A 23,001-nucleotide genomic window follows, 5' to 3' on the forward strand; every position below is an offset into this window, starting at 1 on the left:
GGGAGGAGAAGGCAGTGTTCGTAGCGCAGTGTGGGTGTGGAAAGACCTCAGCGCCCGAAGCGCTTGGCCAGCATCTCTTTCAAAATCTGCCGCTTTATATTCTTGTTGGTGAGGACGCCATCGTGCCACCAGAAGCCGTCGGCTTTCATCTTCTCGGCCGCGCGGACGAAACGCTCGGCGACCTCAGTGAAATCGGCATCGGTGTAGTTCAGGCTGAAGATCAGCCGGCCGGTGCCGACCCAGCTCAGGGACAGGCCCTCGGCGCGCAGGTAATATTGCAGCATCCAGTTGTAGCGGGACGGCGTGGTGTATTTCACCGTCCAGATCGACGAGAAGTTTGCGAACCGCACCGGCAGGTCGGCATCGGTCATCATCCGGTTGAGCTTTTGCGCGCGGTCGTTCCACGTCTCGTCCAGCCCGTCATAGATGGCACGGAAGTTCGGGCTGGCGAGCCGGCTCAGAAACTCGTCCATCGCTGTCATGACGTAGGGGTGCGAGTTGAAAGTGCCGCGGGCGAAGCAGACGTCGGCGGGACGATCGTCGCGGAAACGGCGCATCAGCTCCTTCTTCCCGCAGACCACGCCGACCGGCAGGCCGCCGGCGAGGCTCTTGCCGTAGGTCACCATGTCGGCCCTGATGCCAAAGTATTCCTGGGCGCCGCCGGCAGCGAGACGGAAACCGACGAAGACCTCGTCGAAGATCAGCACGATGCCGCGTTGGTCGCAGACCTCGCGCAGTTGCTTCAGCCATTCTGTATAGGCGGCGCGGTCGAAATTGCCGCCGCGGGAGCTATCGACCAGCGAGGAATCGCCGGGCGCGTTGCCGTTCGGATGCAGCCCCTGCAGCGGATTGACCAGCACGCAGGCGATGTCCTTGCGCGTGCGCAGCACGTGCAGCGTCTTCTCGGACATCTCCGCGAGGGTGTAGGTCTCGTGCGCGGGAATCGGATTGCCGACGCCGGGCTGCACGTCGCCCCACCAACCGTGATAGGCGCCGGCGAAGCGGACGAGATGGGTGCGCCTGGTGTGGTAGCGCGCGAGCCGCACCGCCTGCATTACAGCTTCGGTGCCGGACATGTGGAAGGACACTTCGTCGAGGCCCGAGATCTGGCAGAGCCGCGCCACGTTCTCGAGGATGACGGGATGGTAGGGGCCGAGCACCGGGCCGAGCGCGTGCGCCCGCTTCTCGGAGCCCTCGATGCACTCCTTGTAGAAGTCGTTGCCGAAGATGTTGACGCCGTAGGACCCCGTGAGGTCGTAGGAGGTGTTGCCGTCAACATCCGTGACGGTGACGCCGCGCGACGACTCCATGAAGGTCGAGGTGCCCAAATGCTCGCGAACGAGACGCGAGAACTGGAACGGCACGCGGTAGGTCTCGGTGAAGTGCAGGTCGGAGATTTTTTCCGCCGCTTCCTTCGTCATCGCGCGGCCCTTGGGGTAGCGCTCGGCGTAGAGGCTTGCCAGGCGGAAGAAGCCGTCCTTGCGCTGGGCTGCGATGTTCGCCGGCGCGCCGTCGCAGGCGAAGTAAGCATCGCCTTCGAACTCGTAGAACGGAAGCAGTTTTGCCACCCGGCGCGACATCTTGGAGTGTCCGGCGAGCGAGCGGTGCTTGGCGCGGGACAATGCGAGCCGCGCCTTGAGCTTCGGGAAGGCGGCGGCAGCGGACGCTGCGGCGGCCACGGACAAAGAAAGAATCGGGAGTGTCGTTTCCATGACAACAAGCGCTAATACTGCGAGCTGACAGATTCATGACAGTCAAAGCCCTCATCGCCTCTTTCACCCAGCAGGAAGATCTCAACTTCCTGTTGACCAACCGCATCCCCCGCGCGGCCCTGACCCGCTTCATGGGCTGGTTCTCCAAGATCGAGAACCCGCTGGTGCGGGACGGCTCCATCGCGCTGTGGAAGCTGTTCTCCGACCTCGACCTGTCGGAGGCGCGCAAGACCCATTTCAGGAGTCTGCACGACTGCTTCACCCGGGAGCTCAAGCCCGGCTTGCGGCCCTTTGATCCCGATCCTTCCGTCGTCGCCAGTCCGTCTGACGGCATCGTCGGCGCCCATGGCCGGATCGCCGACACCGAGCTGTTCCAGGTCAAGGGCGCGCCGTACTCGCTGCTCGATTTGCTCGGCGATTCCGTGCTGGTCGACCAGCACCGCAACGGCTCCTTCGTCACGCTGCGGCTGACCTCGAGCATGTATCACCGCTTCCACGCGCCCTTTGACGCGCATATCGAGCGCGTCACGCTGATCCATGGCGATGTCTGGAACGTCAACCCGATCGCGCTGAAGCGGGTCGAGCGTCTGTTTTGCAAGAACGAGCGCGCGGTGATCCGTACGCATCTCGCGACCGGCGAAGCCGTGACGCTGGTGCCGGTCGCCGCAATCCTGGTCGCGAGCATCCGTCTGCACTTCCTCGACATGGTGCTGAATGCGCAGACCAGGGGGCCGGTCAATTTTTCCTGCGACGTCAGCGTGAGCAAGGGCGAGGAGCTCGGCTGGTTCGAGCATGGCTCGACCATCATCATCCTCGCGCCCGGCGATTTCACCTTCTGCGACGGCATCGCCGAAGGCACGCGCATCCAGGCGGGTCAAGCGCTGCTGAGAAAAAACTAGCCTTCAATCCGCCGCGTCGGCCGCCTATATCGTTCGTGGGGACGTTTCTACGACTACGGATTGGGTGATGGCGCGGGCGCCGGTCATGGCGGCGGGTGGTATTGTGCTGCGGCGAAGTGCGCCGCCGCTGATTGCCGTCGTGCGCCAGCGCAAGCGCAACGAATGGGGTTTGCCCAAGGGCAAGCTCGACGACGGCGAAACGCCGAAGCAAGCCGCGCATCGCGAGGTGCTGGAAGAGACCGGCCACGACGTCGCCATCCACGAATTCCTGGGCACGCTCGTCTATCAGTCCGGTGGCCGTTCCAAGGTCGTGCATTTCTGGCGCATGGAGGCCGGGGATGGTCCGGTCCGCAAGCTGATGAACGACATCAAGGCGGTCGACTGGCTGACGCTGGAAGACGCGCTCGCGCGCTTGTCGCGCGAATATGAGCGCGTGTTCCTGACGCAGATCGGTCCGATCGCGCTCGCGGCCGCAGGGCTTGTGCCGTTGCCCGCTCCGGAGCCGACGCCGCCATTGGCAAGCGACAACATCGACGCGGCCTTGCAAACGCTGACACCGGCCTCGGTCGACGAGCTGCGCCACGGCCTGTTGCAGAAGGTGAAGGCCTGGCTCCGTGGCGAGGCGTGAGACCTCTTCACGCCGTTCCGCTTGCGGCGAATTTGGAAACATCCCAGAGCTGGTGTGTTGGTCGGGGCTTCAGCTCCCTCCAAGTCGTCATTGCGATCGCAGCGAAACAATCCAGAGTCCCTCCGCGGAAACATTCTGGACTGCTTCGCTGCGCTCGCAATGACGGAGGAGAGGGCGCGCTCAACGTCAACCCTCATGGTGAGGAGCGCGCATCGCGCGCGTCTCGAACCATGCGGCCGACGATGGCCTCGCCCTTCGAGACGCTTGCTTCGCAAGCTCCTCAGGGTGAGGGGCGGCACTGTCACCGCCGCTCCTTCTCCTTCGGAGCTGGCACTGGCCTTCGCGGCGCTGCGGGGCGTTGCGCGGCGGGCGGGCGCTGCTGGAATCCGCCCGGGCGCTGCATGCTGCCTGGCTGCTGAGCCGCGGGCGGCTGGCCCGGTTGCGATCCGGTGCGCGGCGTTTGCGGCTGCGGCGCAGTGCCCTGCTGCTGCGGCACGACTCCGCCGGGTTGCGCCGGGATCTGTCCACCGCGCTGCGGCTGGTTTTGCGGCGTGCGGCCGGGTTGCGTACCTTGTCCGGCGCGCGGCGCACCTGCCGGCTGTCCCGCACCTTGCTGCTGCTGGCCTTGCTGTTGCCGACCTTGACCCGTGCGGGGCGTACCCGGCTGTACGGCGCCGCCTTGTCCCTGCCGCTGCTGCGGCGGCTGGGCGCCTTGCTGGCTGCCTTGGCGGCCTGGCGCGCCCGGCTGCTGCTGGCCTGGACGGTTGTTCTGACCGGGCTGGCCGTTCGGCCGCTGCGGCTGTTGTCCGGGCGCCGTGTTCGGCCGCAACTGTTGCTGTTGCGGCGGCTGGAACGGTCGTGGAATGCGCGGGCTCGCGGTCGGATTGGCGCGGCGGAAGTCGCGCTGCTCGGTGACGATCTGCCGGCCCGTGGTCTGCGCCAGATGTACCTGGCTGACGAAACCGCGGTCGCGCGCGATCTGCTGTGCGGGAATCGTGATCGGCACCGCGGCAAAGCGCATGACGCCGGCCGCGGCTGCGCCCGGCCGGATCGCAAAACCGCTCGATCCTTGCGTCAGCGCGCCGAGCCGCGTCCCGCTCGTGCGGTCGTCGACGTCGATGTGTCCGACCCGGCCGTCGGCGTCGGGATAGAGCTTGATGTTGACGTTGTTGGCGTTGTTCGCGGCCGCGCCTGCCGGCACGTCGACGACGCCGGTGGTGCCGCGGATTCCGAGCGTCGCGGTCGGTGTCGTGATCTTCATGTCGCCGGTCTTTGCCACCGCCGCCGCGACGAAGGCGACGGTGCCCTTGCCGATGTCGAAGATTCCTGCGTTGTGCTTGCCGCCGTCCTCATAGACGTAAGTGTCGATGGTGATTTTTGTGCCGGCGGAGAGGTTGAACGTGGTCGCGTCGTCGAAGGTGATGCCGAGCGAGGAGTTCGACGAAGTCTGCACGACGTCGTTGAGATAGATGTCGTCGCGCACCCGCAGCGGATAGGAATTTTTGTCGCGGATCACGGTCGCGATGCCCGTCACCGTCGCGACGTTGCCGATCGGCTCGACGGCGGCGGGCTGCGCCTCCGTCGCGGGAGCGGGTGAAGCCGATGGCGTCGGCGAGGGGGCGGGCGCCGGCTGCGCTTGTGGCTGGGCCTGCGCAAGCTCGATCGCATCGGATGCGAACGCAACGCTCGCGCCGGCCGGCAACGCCAGCAGCACAAGCGCGAACAAGAAGCGGCGCCAGGCCAAGATAAAAGTCACGAGGAGGTCCCGGTGAGAAACGCGAGGCGAGATCGACCGATATCATCCTGATACAGGTGAACGGCGGATGAATGTCTATCGCACGGGGGCGGTGAACGTTCAAACCCAACTCTTACCCCTCATGGTGAGGAGCGCGCCCTTGCGCGCGTCTCGAACCATGCAGGCCCGGCTCTCGATCCCGAGCCTCGCCCTTCGAGACGCCTGCTTCGCAGGCTCCTCAGGGTGAGGGATAAAACCGAAGCTGTCGCGCAAGATCCCGGGTCGATGCTTCGCATCGCCCGGGATGACGATAGTCGAGGACGATGGTGGTGCGTCAGCTCACGCGCTTCCAGGTCTGGCCGCCGCAGAACATGCCGCCGAAGGCGCAGCCCTGCACGCGCATTGCATTCGGGCCCTTCATCGCGATCGTCGAGTCGTAGTTGCGGCCGGAGTCGGGATCGTGGATGCGGCCGCTCCACTTGGCGCCGTCGGGCTTCATGTTGATCAGGATGCGCTCGTTGGTCTTCGCGGCGTAGCCGCAGAGATTGACGCCGCACTGTTCGACGCGGACATTGCCCTTGTTCTCTTCGGTGGCCCAAACGCCGATCGGCGTGTTGGCGGCCGGCGCGGCGGCGACCGGAGCCGGAGCGGGGGCCGGAGCAACTGCGACCGGTGCGGGCGCGACAACGGGAGCAGGAGCCGCGACGGGCGCAGTCTGCGTCGTGTTGTCGTAGCTGGCTGTCGGAGCAGCGACAACCGTCGTGGTCGGCGCAGCCGGGGCAGCAACCGCCGGTGCGGTGGTCTGCACCGGGACCTGCTGCGCGGGCTGCTGCTGCACCGAAGCCGGCGCGGGCTGCGTGGTCGTGGCCGGAGCCGGCGTGGTGTCGACGTCATCGTCCTTGGAGCCAAGGCCCTTGAGGTTGATGTTGTTCAGCTTGATCGGCTTGTCCGACAGGCCCGGCGCGACGATGGTCACGCAGTTGAGCGAGGCGCAATTGCGTGGCGTCTCGATGCGGATGTGCTGGCCTTCGATCTGGAACGAGAGCGAATTGCCGGCATGCGCGGCGGCAGTCGACGCGAGGAAGAGTGCGGTGGCGGCGATGGTGAGCTTGTTCATGACAACCTCCTAAAATGTGCGGTCCCGATATGAACTGAAGTCGCTGGTGGATGAAACGTGGTTCGACCCTACGCCCGGCTGGTCGGACGTTCTGTGATAGACGTCACAAGGGTTCGCCGCCGCTGGGTGACGCAGCGCACATTCAGCCGCGATTCCATCCGCGTAACCTCGTCGCGACACAGAGGGAGGCGACGATGATGCGGCTTGTGACTTCGCTTGGCACATTGATCGCACTGCTGGCGATTGCGCCCGCAGCCGAGGCCGGCTCCTACGCGTTCTCGATCGGCGGTCATCGATTCCAGGTCGAATCGCCCAGCCATTGCCGATCGGCTTCCTGTGTTTCGGTGTCCTCCCATCGCAGCTTTCGGCCCGATGTCGATACGACGCCGGCGCCGGTGCTTCCGCCGCCGCAGCCGCTCTATCCCGTGGCTCCGGCCAGACCGGCGCAAGCGATTGTGGTCGCGCCTGCGCCGACGCCTCCTGTCCTTGCCGCAACGACGTCGCAGCCCGCTATCCTGCCGCAGGCGGCAAGCTCCAATCCGCCACGGGTCGAGCTACCGCGGATGGATCCGCCGAAGACCGTCGCGCTCGATCCGCCGCGCATGGAGGCGCCCGTCGTCGCGCCAAGGCCGGGGCTCGAGCAGGCCGTGATGAGTCCTGAGCGCGGCGACGACGAGCAGGCCTATTTGCCGCTCGGCGAATGGGAGAGCTCAGGCGCCAAGGGCACGGTTCGCATCGAACGCTGTGGACCGGCACTGTGCGGCTTCGCGCTGACTGAAGCATCGACCAGGGGCGAGAGCGTGCTCGTCAACATGAAGCCGAAAACCCACGACGTCTGGACCGGCAATATCTACAGCCGCTCCAGCGGCAGCACCTATTATGCGACGATGACGCTGAAGAGCTCCGGCAAGCTTCACGTCGAAGCCTGCGCAGTCGGCCATTTCTGGTGTTCCGGAAACGACTGGACGCGAGCCGAAGAGCGGCCGGAGAAGTTGATCACGACGTCGCGGCAGTGGAGCGCCCGGTCGTAAGGGACGCGTTCGATACCGTCGACGGAAGCCGCTAGATCATGCCGAGCACGATGGCGCCGACGAAGGCCAAGGCGAGGTACGCGGTGATAACGCTCAGTCTCCCGGCGAACGTCATGAGGTCGCTCCCGCTGTCGCGCCGCCTTGCGCGAGAGCGTCATGGTTAACAGAGAGTCTCTTTTCGAAAAAGTCAGCCATGCTGTCGCTCGTCCCCGGCAGGAGCTCTTGCTGGCGCGGGCTCACATGGTTAAAGAATACTGAAATCAACACGTTGAAGAGTCTTTAAGTAAATTCACCGAACGTGCGTCCATGACGCGCGGAGTTCGTTTGTATCTCGTCGGCTCCATCGTCCTTGTTTCGTTAGCGGGTTGCGGACGCGGCGTCTTCCAGGCCGAACGTGAACCGTGGCGGGCCGAGGCCGAAGCCGCATGCCTGAAATCGGGCGCGGTGAAAGAGGGGCCGGATCTCGTCCGCATCGACCCGATCTCCGGGCCGGGCATGTGCGGCGCCGAGTTTCCGCTCAAGGTCGCCGCCCTCGGCGAAGGCTCGAGCAGTTACGGCTTCGCCGATGAGGAATTGCGACCGCCCGGGAGCGTCGGCAACCAGCCGCGCTGGCCGGTGACGCAGCCGCGGTCGAATTACCCGCAGAGCCAGAACTATCCGCAACGCTCGAACTATCCCGAGAGCGCGGTGCGGCAGCCGTCCGGCTATGGCGCCTCGCCTGGTCCAATGCCTCTGAACGCGCCCGGCGTGGCGCACCAGGAGGATGAGATCGACCTGCCGCCCGAGGGCACCGATGCGGCGGGCGCCTCGCGCTACATGAATGCGCCGAGCTATCCGGCGCGGCCGGCGCCGTACTCGCAGGCGCCCGCGCAGCAACCGCTGCCGCGTCTTGGTCCGGCACAGGGCAATCCCGTCACCGCCGTCGGTCCTGTCGCGATCAAGCCGGTTGCGACGCTGGCCTGTCCGATCGTGTCCGAGCTGGACCGCTGGCTCGCCGACACCGTGCAGCCCTCGGCGATGCGCTGGTTCGGCACCCGCGTCGCGGAGATCAAGCAGATCTCCGCCTATTCCTGCCGCGGCATGAACGGCAATTCGCATGCCCATATTTCCGAGCACGCTTTCGGCAACGCGCTCGACATCGCCGCCTTCGTGCTCGCCGACGGCCGCCGTGTCACCGTGAAGGATGGCTGGCGCGGCATGCCGGAAGAGCAGGGCTTCTTGCGCGACGTGCAGTCGGGCGCGTGCGTGCATTTCACCACGGTGCTGGCGCCGGGCTCGAACGTCTATCATTACGATCACATCCACGTCGATCTGATGCGTCGCGCCAGCCGCCGCCTGATCTGCCAGCCCGCCGCCGTCTCCGGCGAAGAGGTCGCCGCACGAGCGGGCGGGCGCAATCCCTATGCGAATGCGCGCGATCCCTCCGTGACCGGCTCGCTGGGTACGCGCAAAAGCACGATGCGCAAGCATGAAGAGGACGAGTACGCCGACGATTGAGATGACTGACGATGTCGTCCGCTATCTCACCCATCCGCAGGTGCAAATCGATCCCGCTGTGCCGGTGCCGCAATGGGGCCTCAGCCCGGTCGGTCGCGCGCGCACTGAGGCCGTGGCGAGTGACACCTGGCTTGCGAACACCACGCAGATCGTCTCCAGCGGCGAGCGCAAGGCGATCGAAACCGCCGAGATCATCGCAAGCCAGCTCGGTCTAATGATCGAGATCCGCGAGGCCATGCACGAGAACGACCGCTCGGCGACCGGCTTTCTGAAGCCGGCGGAGTTCGAGGGGGTCGCCGACCAGTTTTTCGCGCAGCCGCATCTCAGCGTCCGCGGCTGGGAGCGCGCGGTGGATGCGCAGGCGCGCATCGTGCGCGAGGCCGAAGAGGTGCTGGCCCGCAATCGTCCCGGCGATGTTCTGTTCGTAGGCCACGGTGTCGTCGGCACGCTGCTGTTCTGCCACCATGCCGGCCATCCCATCAATCGCGTCCACGATCAGCCGGCCGGCGGCGGCCACGTCTTTGCGTTCACGCGCGATGCGCGCCAGATCCTGCACGGCTGGCGCAGAATGGAAGAGATCGAGGCGTAGCTCGACAAGGTCATGTCGAAATCGGCTTCGACGGTGCTGGGACCAGCCCCATGCACAGTTGCACCTCGGCCGGGACATTGTAGGTCCGCATGATGTGGCGGCTGTCGCGCAGGCCGGTCGCCTCACGTTGCACCACGAACATCCAGAGCGCATGGCCTGCTTCCATCACCAGCTTGCGCCTGGCTGGTTGCATCGAGGCCGGCACCTCGGGGAGGGCATGGGCGGCGTCGAACTCGCGCAAGCGCGCCAGCGCCTGTTCGAGCGTGCGGCCCATCCGTCCAAGCGCGGAGGCTTGTTCCTGAACGATCTCGTAATGGAGGATATCGACCGGCGGCCGAAGATCACGGGACATGAGCCCAAATATAATGCTGTGAGAGCGGCCTGCGCAACGCGCGGTCCGCTTGCCGCTACTTCGCCCGGTACGCCGCCAGGAACATCCGCGTCGCGCTGTCGACGACTTCGCTCATGCGCTCTTCCGACGGCGCGGGCGCGGCCTGGAAAACGAAGGGCAAGAAGAGCGAGGCCTTGCACAGCTCCATGAACTGCGACGCCGCCAGATCGCAATCGTCGATCGCGAGATCGCCGGAGGCGACCTGGGCTTTGAGATAGTCGGAGAGCCGATTGATGGACCTGTCCAGCACCCGCGCATAGTAGCGGCGGCCGAGATCGGGCATGCGCTCGGCGATCGCCATCACGGTGCGGATCGCCGATCCGCCGCCGGGCCGGCACAGCAGACGGTTGTAGGCCCGGCCGAAATCCTTCAGCGTGGTTTCCACATCGCGTGCCGGATCGAAATTGAACGCGACCTGACCGTGCTGGAGCGCCTCCTGTTCGAGGATGGCTTCGAACAGCGCGCATTTGTCCGCGAAGTAGACGTAAAGCGTCCCCTTCGAGACCTGCGCCGCGCGGGCGATCTCGCCCATGCTGGCACCGTCAAACCCGAGATCCATGAACACCTTGCGGGCCCCGTCCAGGATCTGGCGGCGTTTGGAGCTGTCCTCCTCCTGGATGACGTGCAGATGTTCGCGGCCGGCTACAACCATTGGTTCAGGGTCTCGGCAAGTTTTTGGATCGGTTCAAGATCATGAAACCGAAATAAAGGATTCGGGCCAGTAGGGTCCAACCGGGAATATTATCTATATTGACCGAACCGTTCGGTCAATGATATTTGGGATAGGCGAGAGGGACCCGGCCGCAGGGCGGCCGTCCCCCAATCGCGCTTTTTTTGGGGAGGCCTTCATGGCCGTATTGAGAGACCAGACTGCGCGCGTCCTTCGCCCGGACGCCGTGGAGACGCCGGCGCCCGCCGGTGGTGACGCCGCCACCGAGACGTCTGTAGCTCTCGCCGAGCAGTTGCGCTCTCATGTGGCCGAGGAAACCAAGCGCCGCCCCAGCGAGGCGCCGGAGACGCCCGTGACCGACAAGCCGGCCGCAGCCCCAGACGCGCCCGCCGCCGCCGGCGCGCCGAAGTCCGGCAAGCGCAAATTCGTGATGATGGGAGTAGGGCTGGTGCTGGCGCTCGCGGCCGCGAGCTATGCCGGCTATTACACGCTGGTCGGCCGCTTCTATGTCGCGACCGACGACGCCTATGTCCGCGCCAACAACACCATGCTGGGCGCGCGCGTTGCCGGCCACGTCTCCTCGATCCTCGCCGGCGACAACACGACGGTGCGCGCCGGCGACATCGTCTTCCGCATCGACGACGGCGACTACAAGATCGCGGTCGACGCCGCCGCGACCAGGATCGCGACCCAGCAGGCCACCATCGATCGCATCGGCCGCCAGGTCGCGGCGCTCGACAGCCAGGTCGCACAGGCCAAGGCGCAGCTCGTCTCCGCCGAAGCCGGCCTCAAGCGCGCCGACCTTGATTATGAGCGCCAGCAAGCGCTGAGCAACAAGGGGTTTGCCTCGCGCGCCACCTTCGAGAGCTCCGAAGCCGGACGCGACCAAGGCGCTGCCGCGGTCAAGGCTGCGCAGGCCGCCTACGATGTCGCGCTCAGCAATGTCGACGTCGCCAAGGCGCAGCAGGCCGAAGCGCAGGCGCAGCTCGCCGAGCTCAAGACCACGCTCGCCAAGGCCGAGCGCGATCTCGCCTTCACCGCGGTGCGCGCGCCGGTCGACGGCACGTTCTCGAACCGCCTCGTCAGTGCCGGCGACTTCGTCGCGGTGGGTCAGCGGCTCGGCAACGTCGTGCCGCTCGACAACGTCTATATCGACGCCAATTTCAAGGAGACCCAGCTCAAGCGCATCCGCCCCGGCCAGCCGGTGACGATCAAGGTCGACGCCTACGGCATGCGCAAGTTCTCCGGCGTCGTCGACAGCATCGCGGCGGGCTCGGGCTCGGTGTTCACGCTGCTGCCACCCGACAACGCCACCGGCAACTTCACAAAGATCGTGCAGCGCGTGCCGGTCCGCATCCGCGTGCCGAAGTCGGTCGCGAAGCAAAACCTGCTTCGCGCCGGCATGTCGGTCACTGCGACGGTCGACACCAACAAGGGCGCGGCCGACGCCGACAGCGAGGTCGATCTCGACGACGCCACCATGATCCATCCGCAGTAGCGCGCTAGCGCCGCGAGGTCAGACATGGCGAACGCCACGACCGCTTCACCTGCCATGATGGCGGACCCCGCTTCGGAGCGCATCGCGCCGAAGCGGATGTTCGCTTTCATCATCATGGTGTTCGGGATGTTCATGTCGATCCTGGACATCCAGATCGTCTCGGCGTCCCTGAGTGAAATCCAAGCCGGCCTGTCCGCAAGCTCCAGTGAAGTCTCCTGGGTCCAGACCGCCTATCTGATCGCCGAAGTGATCGCGATCCCGCTGTCGGGATTTCTGTCGCGCGCCTTCGGCACGCGGCTGTTGTTCGCAATCTCGGCGGCGGGCTTCACAGTCTCGAGCCTGCTCTGCGGCTTCGCCACCACCATCGAGGAGATGATCCTCTGGCGCGCGCTGCAAGGGTTTCTCGGCGCTGGCATGATCCCGACGGTGTTCGCCTCGGCTTACACGGTTTTCCCGCGCACCAAATTCCACATCGTCGGTCCCATCATCGGGCTCGTCGCGACGCTCGCCCCGACCATCGGCCCGACCGTCGGCGGCTACATCACCGACCTGATGTCCTGGAACTGGCTGTTCTTCATCAACATCGTGCCCGGCATCGGGATCACCATCGGCGTGCTGGCGCTGGTCGATTTCGACGAGCCCCATTTCGAATTGCTCGATCGTTTCGACTGGTGGGGGCTGCTGTTCATGGCCGGCTTCCTTGGCACGCTGGAATATGTGCTGGAGGAAGGCCCGCAATATGAATGGATGCAGGACCCCTCAGTCGCGATCTGCGCATGGATCTGCGGCATCTCGGCGATTGCCTTCTTCTGGCGCGTCTTCACGGCGGCCGAGCCGATCGTCAACCTACGCACCTTTTCCAACCGCAATTTCGCGATCGGCTGCGTTCTTCAGTTCTGCATCGGCATCGGCCTCTACGGCCTGACCTACATCTATCCGCGCTATCTCGCCGAAGTGCGCGGCTATAGCGCGCTGATGATCGGCGAGACCATGTTCGTCTCGGGCATCACCATGTTCCTGGTCGCGCCGCTGGTCGGCCGCCTCATGGCGAAGTGCGACATGCGGTACATGATCGCGTTCGGGCTCATCGTGTTCGCGCTCGGCTCCTACCAGATGACCTGGATCACGCGCGACTACGATTTCTACGAGCTGTTGATTCCGCAGATCCTGCGCGGCATCGGCATGATGTTCGCGATGGTGCCGACCAACAACATCGCGCTCGGCACGCTCGCGCCCGACCGGGTGAAGAACGCCTCGGGCCTTTTCAACCTGATGCGCAATCTCGGCGGCGCGGTGGGTCTCGCCGTCATCAACACGGTGCTCAACGACCGTACCGACCTGCACATCACGCGCCTGCAGGAGCGCGTGACCTGGGGCAACGCGACCGCGACCGAGACCCTGACCATGTTCATGCAGAAGTTCCAGGGGCTCGGCGATTCCACGCTGATGGCGATGAAGCAGCTCAGCCAACTCGTGCATCGCCAGGCCGTGGTGATGAGCTTCGGCGATGCTTTCTTCATCCTGACGCTGTTCTATCTCGGCCTCACCCTGCTCGTCACACTGTTGAAGAGGCCGGCCTCGCCGTTCGGCGCGAGCAGCGACGCGCACTAAGCCAGCCGCTCATTCGGTGTCATCGCCAGGTCAAGCCGGGGCATGACGGCGGAGTGCGCGGTGAGGCGCACCAAATTGCAACACTCGTGCGTGATCTCGCGCGAGCCCCGTTGCAAATCACCAATGACACATCTATAAAGCGCACCTCATTCCATCGAACCGGGAGGATTTGCATGATTTCGTCGCATTCGCAGATCGCACGCCCGCGCTCGATGATGTTCTGGCTCGGTATGTGCTCGGCCTCCTAGAGGCCTCTTCCGCCAGCTTCGATTGGGTTTCCAGTCCCGATCGCTCCGCTCTCCAAGTCAAACAGCTTTAAGTGACGCCGTCTCGGCCCTCGCGGCCGGCCTGCGTCCATCAATGGAGCCGGCCCGCGTCATAAGCGGCCGGATGATGCCATGACCGCTCTGTCAAAAAGGCCCGCGGCGATACGCGTGGTGTTGCCCTTCGTGTTCCGGCACTGGCTGAAGCAGCCGGGGCGTACCCTCATCGTCGCCGGCGGCTTGCTGGGCGCGACCATCGCCGACCTGTTCATGCCGGTATTCTCCGGACATCTGGTCGACGCCCTGACGCGCGGCCCATCCGATCCCGCCGCGCGTCACGCGGCGCTGATGGCACTGGGCGGCATCGTGGCGCTGGGCGCAGCCTCCATGGTGCTGCGGCTGACGGGCCTCCAGGCCATCGTGCCTTTCTCGCTGAAGATCATGTCCGAGGTCGCGCAGGAAGCCTTCATGCGCGTGCAACGGTTCTCGACCGACTGGCACGCCAACTCCTTCGCGGGGTCCACGGTGCGCAAGGTCACCCGCGGCATGTGGGCGCTCGACCTGTTGAACGACACCATCCTGATGGCGCTGGCGCCGTCGCTGCTGGTGCTGATCGGTTCGATGATCCTGCTCGGCATGCACTGGGCCCCGCTCGGCGGGGTGATCGCGCTCGGCGCGCTGCTCTATGTCACCATGACGGTGCTGTTCTCGACGCGCTACATCGCGCCGGCCGCGCGAATCTCCAATGCCTGGGACACCAAGGTCGGCGGCACGCTGGCGGATGCGCTGACCTGCAACGCCGTGGTGAAGTCCTTCGGCGCGGAAGCGCGCGAGGATGCGCGGCTTGCCCGTGTCATCAACCGCTGGCGCGTGCGCGTGCGGCGGACCTGGCTGCGCTACAACTACACCAATCTGGCGCAGCTCTCGGTGCTGCTGGCCTTGCGCGGCTCCGTGATCGGCGGCGCCGTGCTGCTGTGGATGTCGGGGCGGGCCTCGCCCGGCGACGTCACCTATGTGCTGACCAGCTACTACGTCATCCATGCCTATTTGCGCGACGTCGGAATGCACATCAACAACCTCCAGCGCTCGGTCAACGACATGGAGGAGCTGGTGGCGATTCATGGCGAGCCGATCGGGATTGCGGATGCGACGGACGCGCGGCCGATCGCGATCGAGCGCGGCGAGCTCGTGTTCGACGACGTCACGTTCCATTATGGCGGCCATCACGCGCCGCTCTATGACGGTCTGTCGGTCACGATCCGCGCCGGCGAACGCGTCGGGCTCGTCGGCCGCTCCGGCTCCGGCAAGACCACCTTCGTCAAGCTGGTGCAGCGGCTTTACGACGTCACCGGCGGCCGCGTTCTGATCGATGGGCAAGACATCGCCAAGGCTACGCAGCATTCGCTGCGCAGCCAGATCGCGATCGTGCAGCAGGACCCGATCCTGTTCCACCGCTCGCTCGCCGAGAACATCGCCTATGGCCGGCCCGGCGCCAGCCTGGAGGCGATCGAGCAGGCGGCACGGCTGGCCAATGCGCACGACTTCATCGTGCGACTGCCCAAGGGCTACGGCACGCTGGTCGGCGAGCGCGGCGTCAAGCTCTCCGGCGGCGAGCGGCAGCGCGTGGCGCTGGCGCGCGCCTTCCTCGCCGATGCGCCGGTGCTGATCCTGGACGAAGCGACCTCGAGCCTCGATTCGGAATCCGAGGCGCTGATCCAGCAGGCGATGGAGCGGCTGATGAGAGGCCGTACCTCGATCGTGATCGCGCACCGGCTGTCGACGGTGAAGAGCCTCGATCGCATCCTGGTGTTCGACCGCGGCGAGATCGTCGAGCAAGGCACGCATGCCAAGCTCGCGGCGAAGCCCGGCGGCATCTATCGCGGGCTGTTCGAGCGCCAGGTGGTGGAGCTCGGACAGATCGCAGCAGCGGAGTGAGTGGCGCGCGGCCGGCGGAGCAATGTCGGCCGCGTCGTCAAGGAAATCCGTCAAGGAAATCGGTCAAGGATGGAATGACATGAAAGACCTGACCAACGGCTCCATCGCGAAGCACATTCTGGCAATGGCGCCGCCGATCATGGTCGGCATGGTCACGATCATGCTTTGCCAGCTGATCGACCTCTACTTCGTGTCGGGCCTGGGTGATGCGGCGGTCGCGGGTGTTGCCGCGGCCGGCAACGCCGGCTTCCTCGTCAACGGGCTGATGCAGGTGCTCGGTGTCGGCACCGTGGCGCTGATCGCGCATGCCGTGGGACGCAAGGACAGGGCGGATGCGAACCTGATTTTCAATCAGGCGATAATGCTGTCGGTGCTGTTCGGACTGTTGACTCTCGTTGCGGGTGCCGCGTTATCGCGCGCCTACATGCATGCGATTGCTGCGGACCAAGCCACGATCGAGGCGGGGACCACTTACCTGCTGTGGTTCATGCCGGCGCTCGCGCTGCAGTTCGCGACCCAGGTGATGGGATCGGCGCTTCGCGCCACCGGTATCGTTCGACCCGTCATGCTGGTGCAGACGCTTGCCGTGACCATCAATATCGCCCTGGCGCCGGTTCTGATCACGGGCTGGGGCACCGGCCATGCACTAGGGGTGGCCGGTGCGGGTCTGGCGAGCTCGATCGCGGTCGCCATCGGCGCGCTGATGCTGCTGACCTATTTCCGCAAGGTCGAGCGCTACGTCGCTTTCAACGCAGCGCAGTGGCGGCCGCAGCCGCGCCATCTGAGGCGCATCCTCAATGTCGGCCTGCCGGCCGGCGGCGAGTTCGCGATGATGTTCATCTTCATGGCGGTGGTCTATTACGTGCTGCGCGATTTCGGCGCGGCGGCGCAGGCCGGCTTTGGCATCGGGCAGCGCGTGCTCGGCCTGATCAACATGCCTGCGCTTGCCGTCGGGCTGGCGGCCGGGCCGATCGCGGGCCAGAACGTCGGCGCTGCCAACGCCGCGCGCGTGCGGGAAACGTTCGTCAAGGCCGCTTTGATCGTCACGACCGTGATGGCCGGCTTCATGATCCTGGCGCAGGTGAAGCCGGAGCTGCTGCTCGGCGGTTTCTCTAACGACCGCGAGACCATGGAGATCGCCTATCTGTTCCTGCGGATCATCTCGCTCAACATGGTCGCGCAGGGACTGATCTTCACCTGCTCGAGCATGTTTCAGGCCCTCGGCAATACCAAGCCGGTGCTTTTGACCTCGGCGTCGCGCGTGTTCACCTACTCCCTGCCGGCGATCTGGCTCTCGACGCGGCCGGGCTTCCGGATAGAGTACGTCTGGTACTTGTCGATCGCGGCGACGATGCTGCAGGCGGCGCTGAGCTTGTGGCTGCTACGGCGTGAATTCAGGAAGCGCCTGGTGGTGCTTCGGCACGAGAAGACTCCAGAACAGGCTGCGCCCGAGCCCGTGGCGTCTCCCGCACGCGCGCCCGCGTAGCGATCGCTTGTCCCCGCCCCACGGCTCCGGCTAATTTGCGGCGCCGTGGGGATGGCGGCTGCAAGGGGCCAAATGACCGGGGTGTTGAACGAGCAGCGGCCCAATTCCTGGCTCTCCGCGATCTGGGCGGCACGCTATCGCACGCCAGCCCGCTTCGTCGCGCTAATCGCGTTGCTGCTGCCGTGGACCACGACCGGGCTCACCTTTGCGCTCATCCCCTGGCTGATCGCGTTCGCGTTCGTCGACCTCCGCGAATTTCCGCGTTCGCTGCTTCGGCCGATCTGCCTGCTGCCGATTGCGCTGGTCGCACTCGCCGTCATCGGCACGCTCTGGTCGGATGCACCATGGCCGGACCGAATCCATGCGATCGGCCCGGCGGCGAAGCTGCTGGTGATTCCGCTTCTGATCTACCAGTTCGAGCGCTGGCCCTTTGGCGGCTGGGTGTTTTCCGCGTTCCTGGTGTCCTGCACGGCGCTGATGCTCTATTCCTTCGCCGTCGCCGTCGATCCCGCACTGTCGCTGAAACTCTATCTGTCGCGTGGGCCTTACAAGGTCGAAAGTGGGATCGCGGTGCGCAACTATATCGACCAGAGCCAGGAGTTCGCGCTCTGTGCGATCGCGCTGGCCTACCCGATCGTGTCGCTGCTGCGACAAGGCCGTTACCGCATCGCGGCGCTGTTCGTGGCGCTCGCGATCGGATTCCTCGCCAGCATGATGTTCGTCGTGGTCTCGCGCACGGCGCTGGTGACGCTGCCGATCCTGATCGCGGTCTTCGCGCTCTTGCATCTGCGCCGCCGCACCGCGCTGCTCGCCGCAGGCGCGATGGGGATGTTGGCCGTGCTGCTGTGGACCGTCTCGCCGCATCTGCGCGCGACTGTCGCCAAATTCAGCGGAGACTACGACGTCAGCATCGTCGGCAACGACGTCAGCGGCATGGGGTCCCGACTGGAGTTCTGGCGCAAATCGCTGGCGTTCACCGCGGACGCGCCGCTGCTTGGTCACGGCACCGGCGCGATTCGCGGGCTGTTCGCGCGCGCGGCCGCCGGCGAGAGCGGGGTTCGGGCGGAAATCGTCGGCGATCCCCACAACCAGACGCTCAATGTCGCCGTGCAGTGGGGGGCGTTGGGCGTCCTGGTCCTCTACGCGCTCTGGTTCGCGCATCTCTCGCTGTTTCGCGGCGAGGGGCTGGCCTGCTGGGTCGGCCTCCTGGTCGTGGTGCAGAACATGCTGTCCTCGCTGCTCAACTCGCATCTGTTCGATTTCGCCGAGGGCTGGATCTACGTGCTTGGTGTCGGCGTTGCCGGCGGCGTGGCGCGCGCCGCGAAGACAATACGGAGTTAGTGCGTGCCCAAGCTGTTCCAGACGAGGCCGAGGCCCGACAGGAACAAGAGACCGAGCACGACATCGCCAAAATGCTTGTCGCTCAGCGCGTGATAGACGCGCGCGCCGGCCCATGCGCCGATCAGCGTGCCCGGAAATGCGATCACGGCGAGCCAGACGACCTTGAACGCGACGAGGCCCGACGCCGTCTGCAACACCAAAGCGGCGGCGAGCACGGTGAAATTGAAGAGCTGGAAGATGCCGCGCCGCTCGTGCTTGTTCCAGCCGCGGATGTTCGCCCACAGGATCGGCAGCGGCCCCGACAGTCCGGCAAGGCCGCCAAGAATGCCGCCGGCAAAGCCGATCGCGCCATCGGCAATGCGGCCGCCGAAGCTGATGGCGAGCGGCTTCTTGTTGAGATACAGCGCGCTCGAAAAGATCAGCAGAAGCACGCCGACGCTCAGCTTGAACACTTTTGGATCGGCGGAGGCGACCAGCATGGTGCCCAGCGGCACGCCGATCAGTCCTCCAATCAGGAACGGCCAGACCAGCGAGAGATCGAAACTCTTCCACATCGACGGCAGTGTCGAGGTCTGCGCGACCACCGAGCAGATCAGCACCAGGGGCACCGCGAGCGAGGGCGGCAGCACGTAGAGCCAGATGCCGAGTGCCATCAGCGCCGTGCCGAATCCGGCAAGGCCCGAGACGAAGCCTCCGGCCAGTGCGCCGAGCAGCAGCAGCGCGTAGGTGAGCATTTCCAACAGATTGTCCCTGTCGCAAGGGCGATCCCGAACTGTTGATCGCCATCGCTCGCATAGCACAGCTGCGGCCGTGCCGGTCAATTTCAAAACCGCACGCAAGCGTGATCCCCGGCGGCGGGCGTTCGCGAAAGACAGGGCTACATGATGCTCGTACTTCAACGTGGGGGCCCGCTCGACGCCATCATGCGGTTCGATCGGCCAGTCTCCCGAATGAGCATATGGAGAGGACGATGACCCGCACGAAGATTGCCGTCGCGGCTGCGCTAGTGTCGGCGGCGACCTTGATGCCGACCATGGCGCAGGCCCAGTTTTCCGAGCCTGCGGCCTATCAGGCTGCCCATCCGGACCGCGACGTTCTGAATGGTGGCCAGCTCACGCCCGCCGCGCGCGGGGCTCTCGGCCAGCCGCGCGATGCCTACGCATCGCAGACTTATCCAACGGCTGTTGCGCCAGTCGTGCGCTCGCGGCATCGTCGTCAGCATCAATAGGCCATTTTTGGAGCATGATCTTTTCGGAAAACCGCTGCACACTTTCCGGATCATGCTCTAGACGATCTGTCTAGTGTCGGCGGGCCTGTGCAGCGCGCTGACCAGGATGCGCAGCGCTTCCGTCAATTCCGCCCTGTTGCGCGCCGCGCCAAGCGAGACGCGTGCCGCATGTGGCGGCGTTCCGTCGACGGTGAAGGCCTCGCCGGCGACGACTGCAAGTCCATTTCGCAGCAGATGCGCCGCGACGTCGGCACGGCCCTCCGGCAGCCTTAGCCACAGATGGTGAGCGGCGGACTTGGCCTGGAACTCGAAGCCCTTGAGCGCCCGTTGCGCGAGCTGCTGGCGGCCGATCGCCTCGCTCCTGATGGCTGTGATGATGCGGTCGGCGATGCCGGTCTCGATCCAGTGCGTCACCAGCGCGACCATCAGCGGCGCCGGCATCTGCACCGTCGCCTGCAAATAGTTGCGCATCTCCCGTTGCGAGCTGCTGTCGGGCGTCACCAGATAGGCAACCCGTAGCGCCGGCGCGATGCATTTTGACAGCGTGGTCGCGAGATATGTCCGTTCCGGAATGAGATTGGCGATCGGCGATGCCGACCGATCGAGGAGCCCGTAGGCGTCGTCCTCGATCAGAACCGTATCGGCATCGTTGATGATCTTGGCGATGGCGCTGCGCCGCTCGGGGAGAAGCGTCGCGGTGGTCGGATTGTGCAGCGTCGGAATGAGATAGACCGCCTTAGGCTGATGCGTGCGGCAAGCCTTCGCCAGCGCGTCGGGCAGGATGCCGCCGTCATCCATGGCGACGCCGATGAGCTTGACGCCGAGCCGCGCGGCGGCGGCCCTGATGCCGGGAAAGGTGAGGGCCTCCGTCAGTACGACGTCACCTGGACGCGCAAGATGTGCGAGCAGGTTGAACAGGATCGTCTGCGCGCCGGGAAAGATCACGAGCCTGTCGGCATGGGCATGCGGCACGCGTGCGCGCATCCATCGTGCCGCGACCTCGCGCTCGTGTGCGCTGCCGCCGGGCGGCTGGTAGTTGAGATGCGCCGTCAGGCCCGATTGCGCGCGGAGGGCTTCCATCCCGGCGATGATGCGCTCGTCGAGCTGCGCTTCGAGCGGCTGCGGCGGCACGTTCATCGAGAGGTCGATCGCGACGGGATGCGGCAGATCGACCGCGCGGCGCGCGCTGGTCTCCGACACGAACGAACCCTGGCCGACCCGGGCTTCCATGATGCCGCGGCGCCGCGCCTCGGTATAGGCGCGTGTCACCGTGGTGAGGTCGATGCCGAGCGCCTTTGCCAGCGCCCGCTGCGTCGGCAATTGCTGCCCGCGCACCAGCCGGCCGGCTGCGATATCGGCCTCCATGGCCTCGACGATGCGCTGGTAGCGCGGCCCGCTGAGCTCCGAGATTGTAGGGGTCCAATCCATGCAATTAAGGCCCATATCCTTTGAATGTATGGATGCAAGATATTATTGTATGGATCGTAGAAAAGGAAGAGGTGGGGTCATGGCAACCGGTTCAGTCTCTCTGACAAAGGCGATGTGGCGCGGATTTCGCGGGAAGTGCCCGAACTGCGGCGAAGGTCATGCGTTCGGCCGCTTCCTGAAGGTCGCCGATACCTGCGACCATTGCGGCGAGGAGCTGTTCCACCAGCGCGCCGACGATTTTCCGGCCTATCTCGTGATGGTCGTCGTGGGCCATCTGGTGGTCCCCGCGATCCTCGCGGTCGAGACCGCCTATGCGCCGGCCGTCTGGCTGCAACTGGCGGTGTGGCTGCCGGTGACGCTGTTCGCCTCGCTCGCGCTGTTGCAACCGACCAAGGGCGCCATCGTCGGGCTGCAATGGCAGATCGGCATGCACGGTTTTGAGGCGGGCAAGCTGCGGCGCGAAGCTGGTCGGCCTGCACCCGTCCTCGTGAGGGCGAACACGCGCCCGGCTTAAGAGGCCGTAGCGTTTTACATCGCGCGCTCGGCCGCTACACTCCATCGTACAAACAAGAACGATGGAAACGCCGATGGCCGCACGCTCAAAAACCTTCCTGCTTTGTCACGGCGCTTGGTCCGGCGGATGGGCCTGGAAGAAGATGCATCCGCTGATGGCGCAGGCCGGCCACCGCCTGATTGCGCCGACCTATACCGGGCTCGGCGAGCGCGCGCATCTGGCCAGTCCCGCGATCGATCTCAACACGCATATCCAGGACATTCTCAACGTCATCAAATTCGAGGATCTCGAGGATATCGTGCTGCTCGGTCACAGCTATGGCGGCATGGTCGCCACCGGTGTCGCCGATCGCGCGCGCGCGCGTGTATCGCAATTGATCTATCTCGACGCCTTCGTGCCGCGTGACGGCCAATCGCTGCTCGATCTCAACGAGAGCGGGCGCGAGCCGATGCGCAAGGCAGCAAGCTCAGGCGACGGCTACCGCATCCCGCCGAACCCGCCGCCGCCGGATACAGCGCAGGCCGATCTCGACTGGCTCAACGCACGCCGCGTCGCGATGCCGATCAAATGCTTCGAGACCAAGCTGACGCTCGAACATGGCGAGCCGGCGATGCCGCGCAGCTACATCTATTGCACGCGCATTCCGCCGGGCGACGTGTTCGGGCAGTTCGCCAAGCGCACGAAGAGCGAGGATGGCTGGCGCACTTTCGAGCTCGACGCCAGCCATGCGCCGAACGTCACCGCGCCGGAAGCGCTGATGGGCGTGTTGCAAGAGATCGTCGGATAGAGGGCCAAAATGGTGAGGGGCCCGATGCGGTCAGCATCGAACCCCTCGTTACTTCTTAGTAAGACGCGTTTTCTTCACGCGAACCGGAAAACCACTTCGCTCGAAAACGCTTTAGGATATCAGCCGGCCTGTAAGCCGGGTTCTGTAGGGCACCGCCCGCTTGCGCGAACGATACGTGACGGCCATTCCTCTGGGACCATGTTTGCACATGGCCTCGAGCAACCTACCCGGACGGCGGGCCTGACATCGCCCCGCGGCGTTATCGCTTTCGCGAACACTCCGCTATGCCGTCCCTATTCGGTTTTGCTCCCGGTGGGGTTTACCATGCCGGCTCCGTTGCCGCAGCCGCGGTGCGCTCTTACCGCACCTTTTCACCCTTACCTGCCTACGCAGCTTTCGCTGCGACGGCGGGCGGTTCGTTCTCTGTGGCACTTTCCCTGGGGTCGCCCCCGCCGGACGTTATCCGGCACCGTATGTCAAGGGAGCCCGGACTTTCCTCCCCGGCGGCCTTTCGGCACTTGCCGGAGCGGCCGTCCGGCCGACTGACGGCTTACGCATGGAGCATTTGTGTCGGTTCCGCAAGCCGATATCGCCATGCCCGCATCGCCCGATATAATTTATCCTGAAGATGTCGTTGGGAG

20 protein-coding genes and 1 other RNA gene are annotated in these 23,001 nt (G+C 65.3%); 13 read left to right on the forward strand and 8 right to left on the reverse strand.

Features of this window, described 5'->3' with window-relative positions; translation table 11 throughout:
* Positions 1-47: 47 nt before the first annotated feature.
* On the reverse strand, positions 48-1,712 hold the full coding sequence (locus C7G41_RS26720; protein ID WP_106945318.1) for an aminotransferase class III-fold pyridoxal phosphate-dependent enzyme: 1,665 nt from the start codon (positions 1,710-1,712) through the stop codon (positions 48-50).
* A 35-nt stretch (positions 1,713-1,747) separates the two neighbouring features.
* On the opposite strand from C7G41_RS26720, the gene asd reads away from it, so the two are divergent.
* The gene (gene asd, locus C7G41_RS26725; protein WP_106945319.1) at positions 1,748-2,611 is read left to right on the forward strand and encodes an archaetidylserine decarboxylase; all 864 of its coding nucleotides are present in this window, start codon (positions 1,748-1,750) and stop codon (positions 2,609-2,611) included.
* A gap of 67 nt (positions 2,612-2,678) precedes the next feature.
* On the forward strand, positions 2,679-3,239 hold the full coding sequence (locus C7G41_RS26730; protein WP_106945320.1) for an NUDIX hydrolase: 561 nt from the start codon (positions 2,679-2,681) through the stop codon (positions 3,237-3,239).
* 301 nt (positions 3,240-3,540) lie between these two features.
* Here the strand turns inward: C7G41_RS26730 and C7G41_RS26740 are convergent, their stop codons facing one another.
* Both C7G41_RS26740 and C7G41_RS26745 read right to left on the reverse strand, forming a co-directional pair.
* On the reverse strand, positions 3,541-4,986 hold the full coding sequence (locus tag C7G41_RS26740; protein WP_199198637.1) for a FecR domain-containing protein: 1,446 nt from the start codon (positions 4,984-4,986) through the stop codon (positions 3,541-3,543).
* Between the two features lie 322 nt (positions 4,987-5,308).
* Positions 5,309-6,091, reverse strand: coding sequence for a DUF2147 domain-containing protein (locus C7G41_RS26745; protein WP_106945323.1), 783 nt, complete (start codon positions 6,089-6,091; stop codon positions 5,309-5,311).
* A gap of 194 nt (positions 6,092-6,285) precedes the next feature.
* Between C7G41_RS26745 and C7G41_RS26750 the strand changes: the two genes are divergently transcribed.
* From C7G41_RS26750 to C7G41_RS26760, 3 genes are all read left to right on the forward strand, one after another.
* The gene (locus C7G41_RS26750; RefSeq protein WP_106945324.1) at positions 6,286-7,122 is read left to right on the forward strand and encodes a DUF2147 domain-containing protein; all 837 of its coding nucleotides are present in this window, start codon (positions 6,286-6,288) and stop codon (positions 7,120-7,122) included.
* A 306-nt stretch (positions 7,123-7,428) separates the two neighbouring features.
* On the forward strand, positions 7,429-8,619 hold the full coding sequence (locus C7G41_RS26755; protein WP_106945325.1) for an extensin family protein: 1,191 nt from the start codon (positions 7,429-7,431) through the stop codon (positions 8,617-8,619).
* Between the two features lies 1 nt (position 8,620).
* Complete coding sequence (locus C7G41_RS26760; protein WP_106945326.1) at positions 8,621-9,208, forward strand: histidine phosphatase family protein; 588 nt, start codon at positions 8,621-8,623, stop codon at positions 9,206-9,208.
* Between the two features lie 10 nt (positions 9,209-9,218).
* On the opposite strand, the gene C7G41_RS26765 is transcribed toward C7G41_RS26760, so the two are convergent.
* Both C7G41_RS26765 and C7G41_RS26770 read right to left on the reverse strand, forming a co-directional pair.
* A complete protein-coding gene (locus tag C7G41_RS26765) occupies positions 9,219-9,560 on the reverse strand; it encodes a DUF6665 family protein (RefSeq protein ID WP_106945327.1) in 342 nt (113 codons plus the stop codon).
* 55 nt (positions 9,561-9,615) lie between these two features.
* The gene (locus tag C7G41_RS26770; protein WP_106945328.1) at positions 9,616-10,251 is read right to left on the reverse strand and encodes a TetR/AcrR family transcriptional regulator; all 636 of its coding nucleotides are present in this window, start codon (positions 10,249-10,251) and stop codon (positions 9,616-9,618) included.
* A gap of 196 nt (positions 10,252-10,447) precedes the next feature.
* Here C7G41_RS26770 and C7G41_RS26775 point away from each other — a divergent pair, with 196 nt between their 5' ends.
* The 5 genes from C7G41_RS26775 to C7G41_RS26795 all read left to right on the forward strand — a co-directional run bounded on the left by C7G41_RS26775 (position 10,448) and on the right by C7G41_RS26795 (position 18,403).
* Positions 10,448-11,767 carry an HlyD family secretion protein gene (locus C7G41_RS26775; RefSeq protein ID WP_106945329.1) on the forward strand — a complete coding sequence of 440 codons (1,320 nt, stop codon included), beginning with the start codon at positions 10,448-10,450 and terminating at the stop codon, positions 11,765-11,767.
* A gap of 24 nt (positions 11,768-11,791) precedes the next feature.
* Positions 11,792-13,378 (forward strand): DHA2 family efflux MFS transporter permease subunit, encoded by a 1,587-nt coding sequence (locus tag C7G41_RS26780; protein WP_106945330.1) that lies wholly within the window; start codon positions 11,792-11,794, stop codon positions 13,376-13,378.
* Positions 13,379-13,776: 398 nt separating this feature from the next.
* Positions 13,777-15,576 carry an ABC transporter ATP-binding protein gene (locus tag C7G41_RS26785; RefSeq protein WP_199198622.1) on the forward strand — a complete coding sequence of 600 codons (1,800 nt, stop codon included), beginning with the start codon at positions 13,777-13,779 and terminating at the stop codon, positions 15,574-15,576.
* A 79-nt stretch (positions 15,577-15,655) separates the two neighbouring features.
* On the forward strand, positions 15,656-17,062 hold the full coding sequence (locus tag C7G41_RS26790) for an MATE family efflux transporter (RefSeq protein WP_199198623.1): 1,407 nt from the start codon (positions 15,656-15,658) through the stop codon (positions 17,060-17,062).
* A 72-nt stretch (positions 17,063-17,134) separates the two neighbouring features.
* A complete protein-coding gene (locus tag C7G41_RS26795) occupies positions 17,135-18,403 on the forward strand; it encodes an O-antigen ligase (RefSeq protein WP_106945332.1) in 1,269 nt (422 codons plus the stop codon).
* On the opposite strand, the gene C7G41_RS26800 is transcribed toward C7G41_RS26795, so the two are convergent.
* Positions 18,400-19,143 (reverse strand): sulfite exporter TauE/SafE family protein, encoded by a 744-nt coding sequence (locus C7G41_RS26800; protein ID WP_106945333.1) that lies wholly within the window; start codon positions 19,141-19,143, stop codon positions 18,400-18,402. The genes C7G41_RS26795 and C7G41_RS26800 overlap by 4 nt on opposite strands.
* 230 nt (positions 19,144-19,373) lie before the next feature.
* Between C7G41_RS26800 and C7G41_RS26805 the strand changes: the two genes are divergently transcribed.
* Positions 19,374-19,631 (forward strand): hypothetical protein, encoded by a 258-nt coding sequence (locus C7G41_RS26805; protein ID WP_199198624.1) that lies wholly within the window; start codon positions 19,374-19,376, stop codon positions 19,629-19,631.
* Between the two features lie 57 nt (positions 19,632-19,688).
* On the opposite strand, the gene C7G41_RS26810 is transcribed toward C7G41_RS26805, so the two are convergent.
* The gene (locus tag C7G41_RS26810) at positions 19,689-21,059 is read right to left on the reverse strand and encodes a PLP-dependent aminotransferase family protein (RefSeq protein ID WP_199198625.1); all 1,371 of its coding nucleotides are present in this window, start codon (positions 21,057-21,059) and stop codon (positions 19,689-19,691) included.
* Between the two features lie 49 nt (positions 21,060-21,108).
* On the opposite strand from C7G41_RS26810, the gene C7G41_RS26815 reads away from it, so the two are divergent.
* Together C7G41_RS26815 and C7G41_RS26820 are read left to right on the forward strand one after the other, a co-directional pair.
* Positions 21,109-21,573, forward strand: a complete 465-nt coding sequence (locus C7G41_RS26815; protein ID WP_199198626.1) for a DUF983 domain-containing protein — start codon at positions 21,109-21,111, stop codon at positions 21,571-21,573.
* Positions 21,574-21,646: 73 nt separating this feature from the next.
* Positions 21,647-22,360: an alpha/beta fold hydrolase gene (locus tag C7G41_RS26820; RefSeq protein WP_199198627.1), complete on the forward strand. Its 714-nt coding sequence runs from the start codon at positions 21,647-21,649 to the stop codon at positions 22,358-22,360.
* Positions 22,361-22,475: 115 nt separating this feature from the next.
* Here C7G41_RS26820 and rnpB read toward each other — a convergent pair.
* Positions 22,476-22,906, reverse strand: an RNA gene (rnpB, locus tag C7G41_RS26825) — RNase P RNA component class A.
* Positions 22,907-23,001 lie beyond the last annotated feature (95 nt).

It is taken from the genome of Bradyrhizobium sp. MOS002, assembly GCF_003020115.1.
Lineage (GTDB): Bacteria > Pseudomonadota > Alphaproteobacteria > Rhizobiales > Xanthobacteraceae > Bradyrhizobium.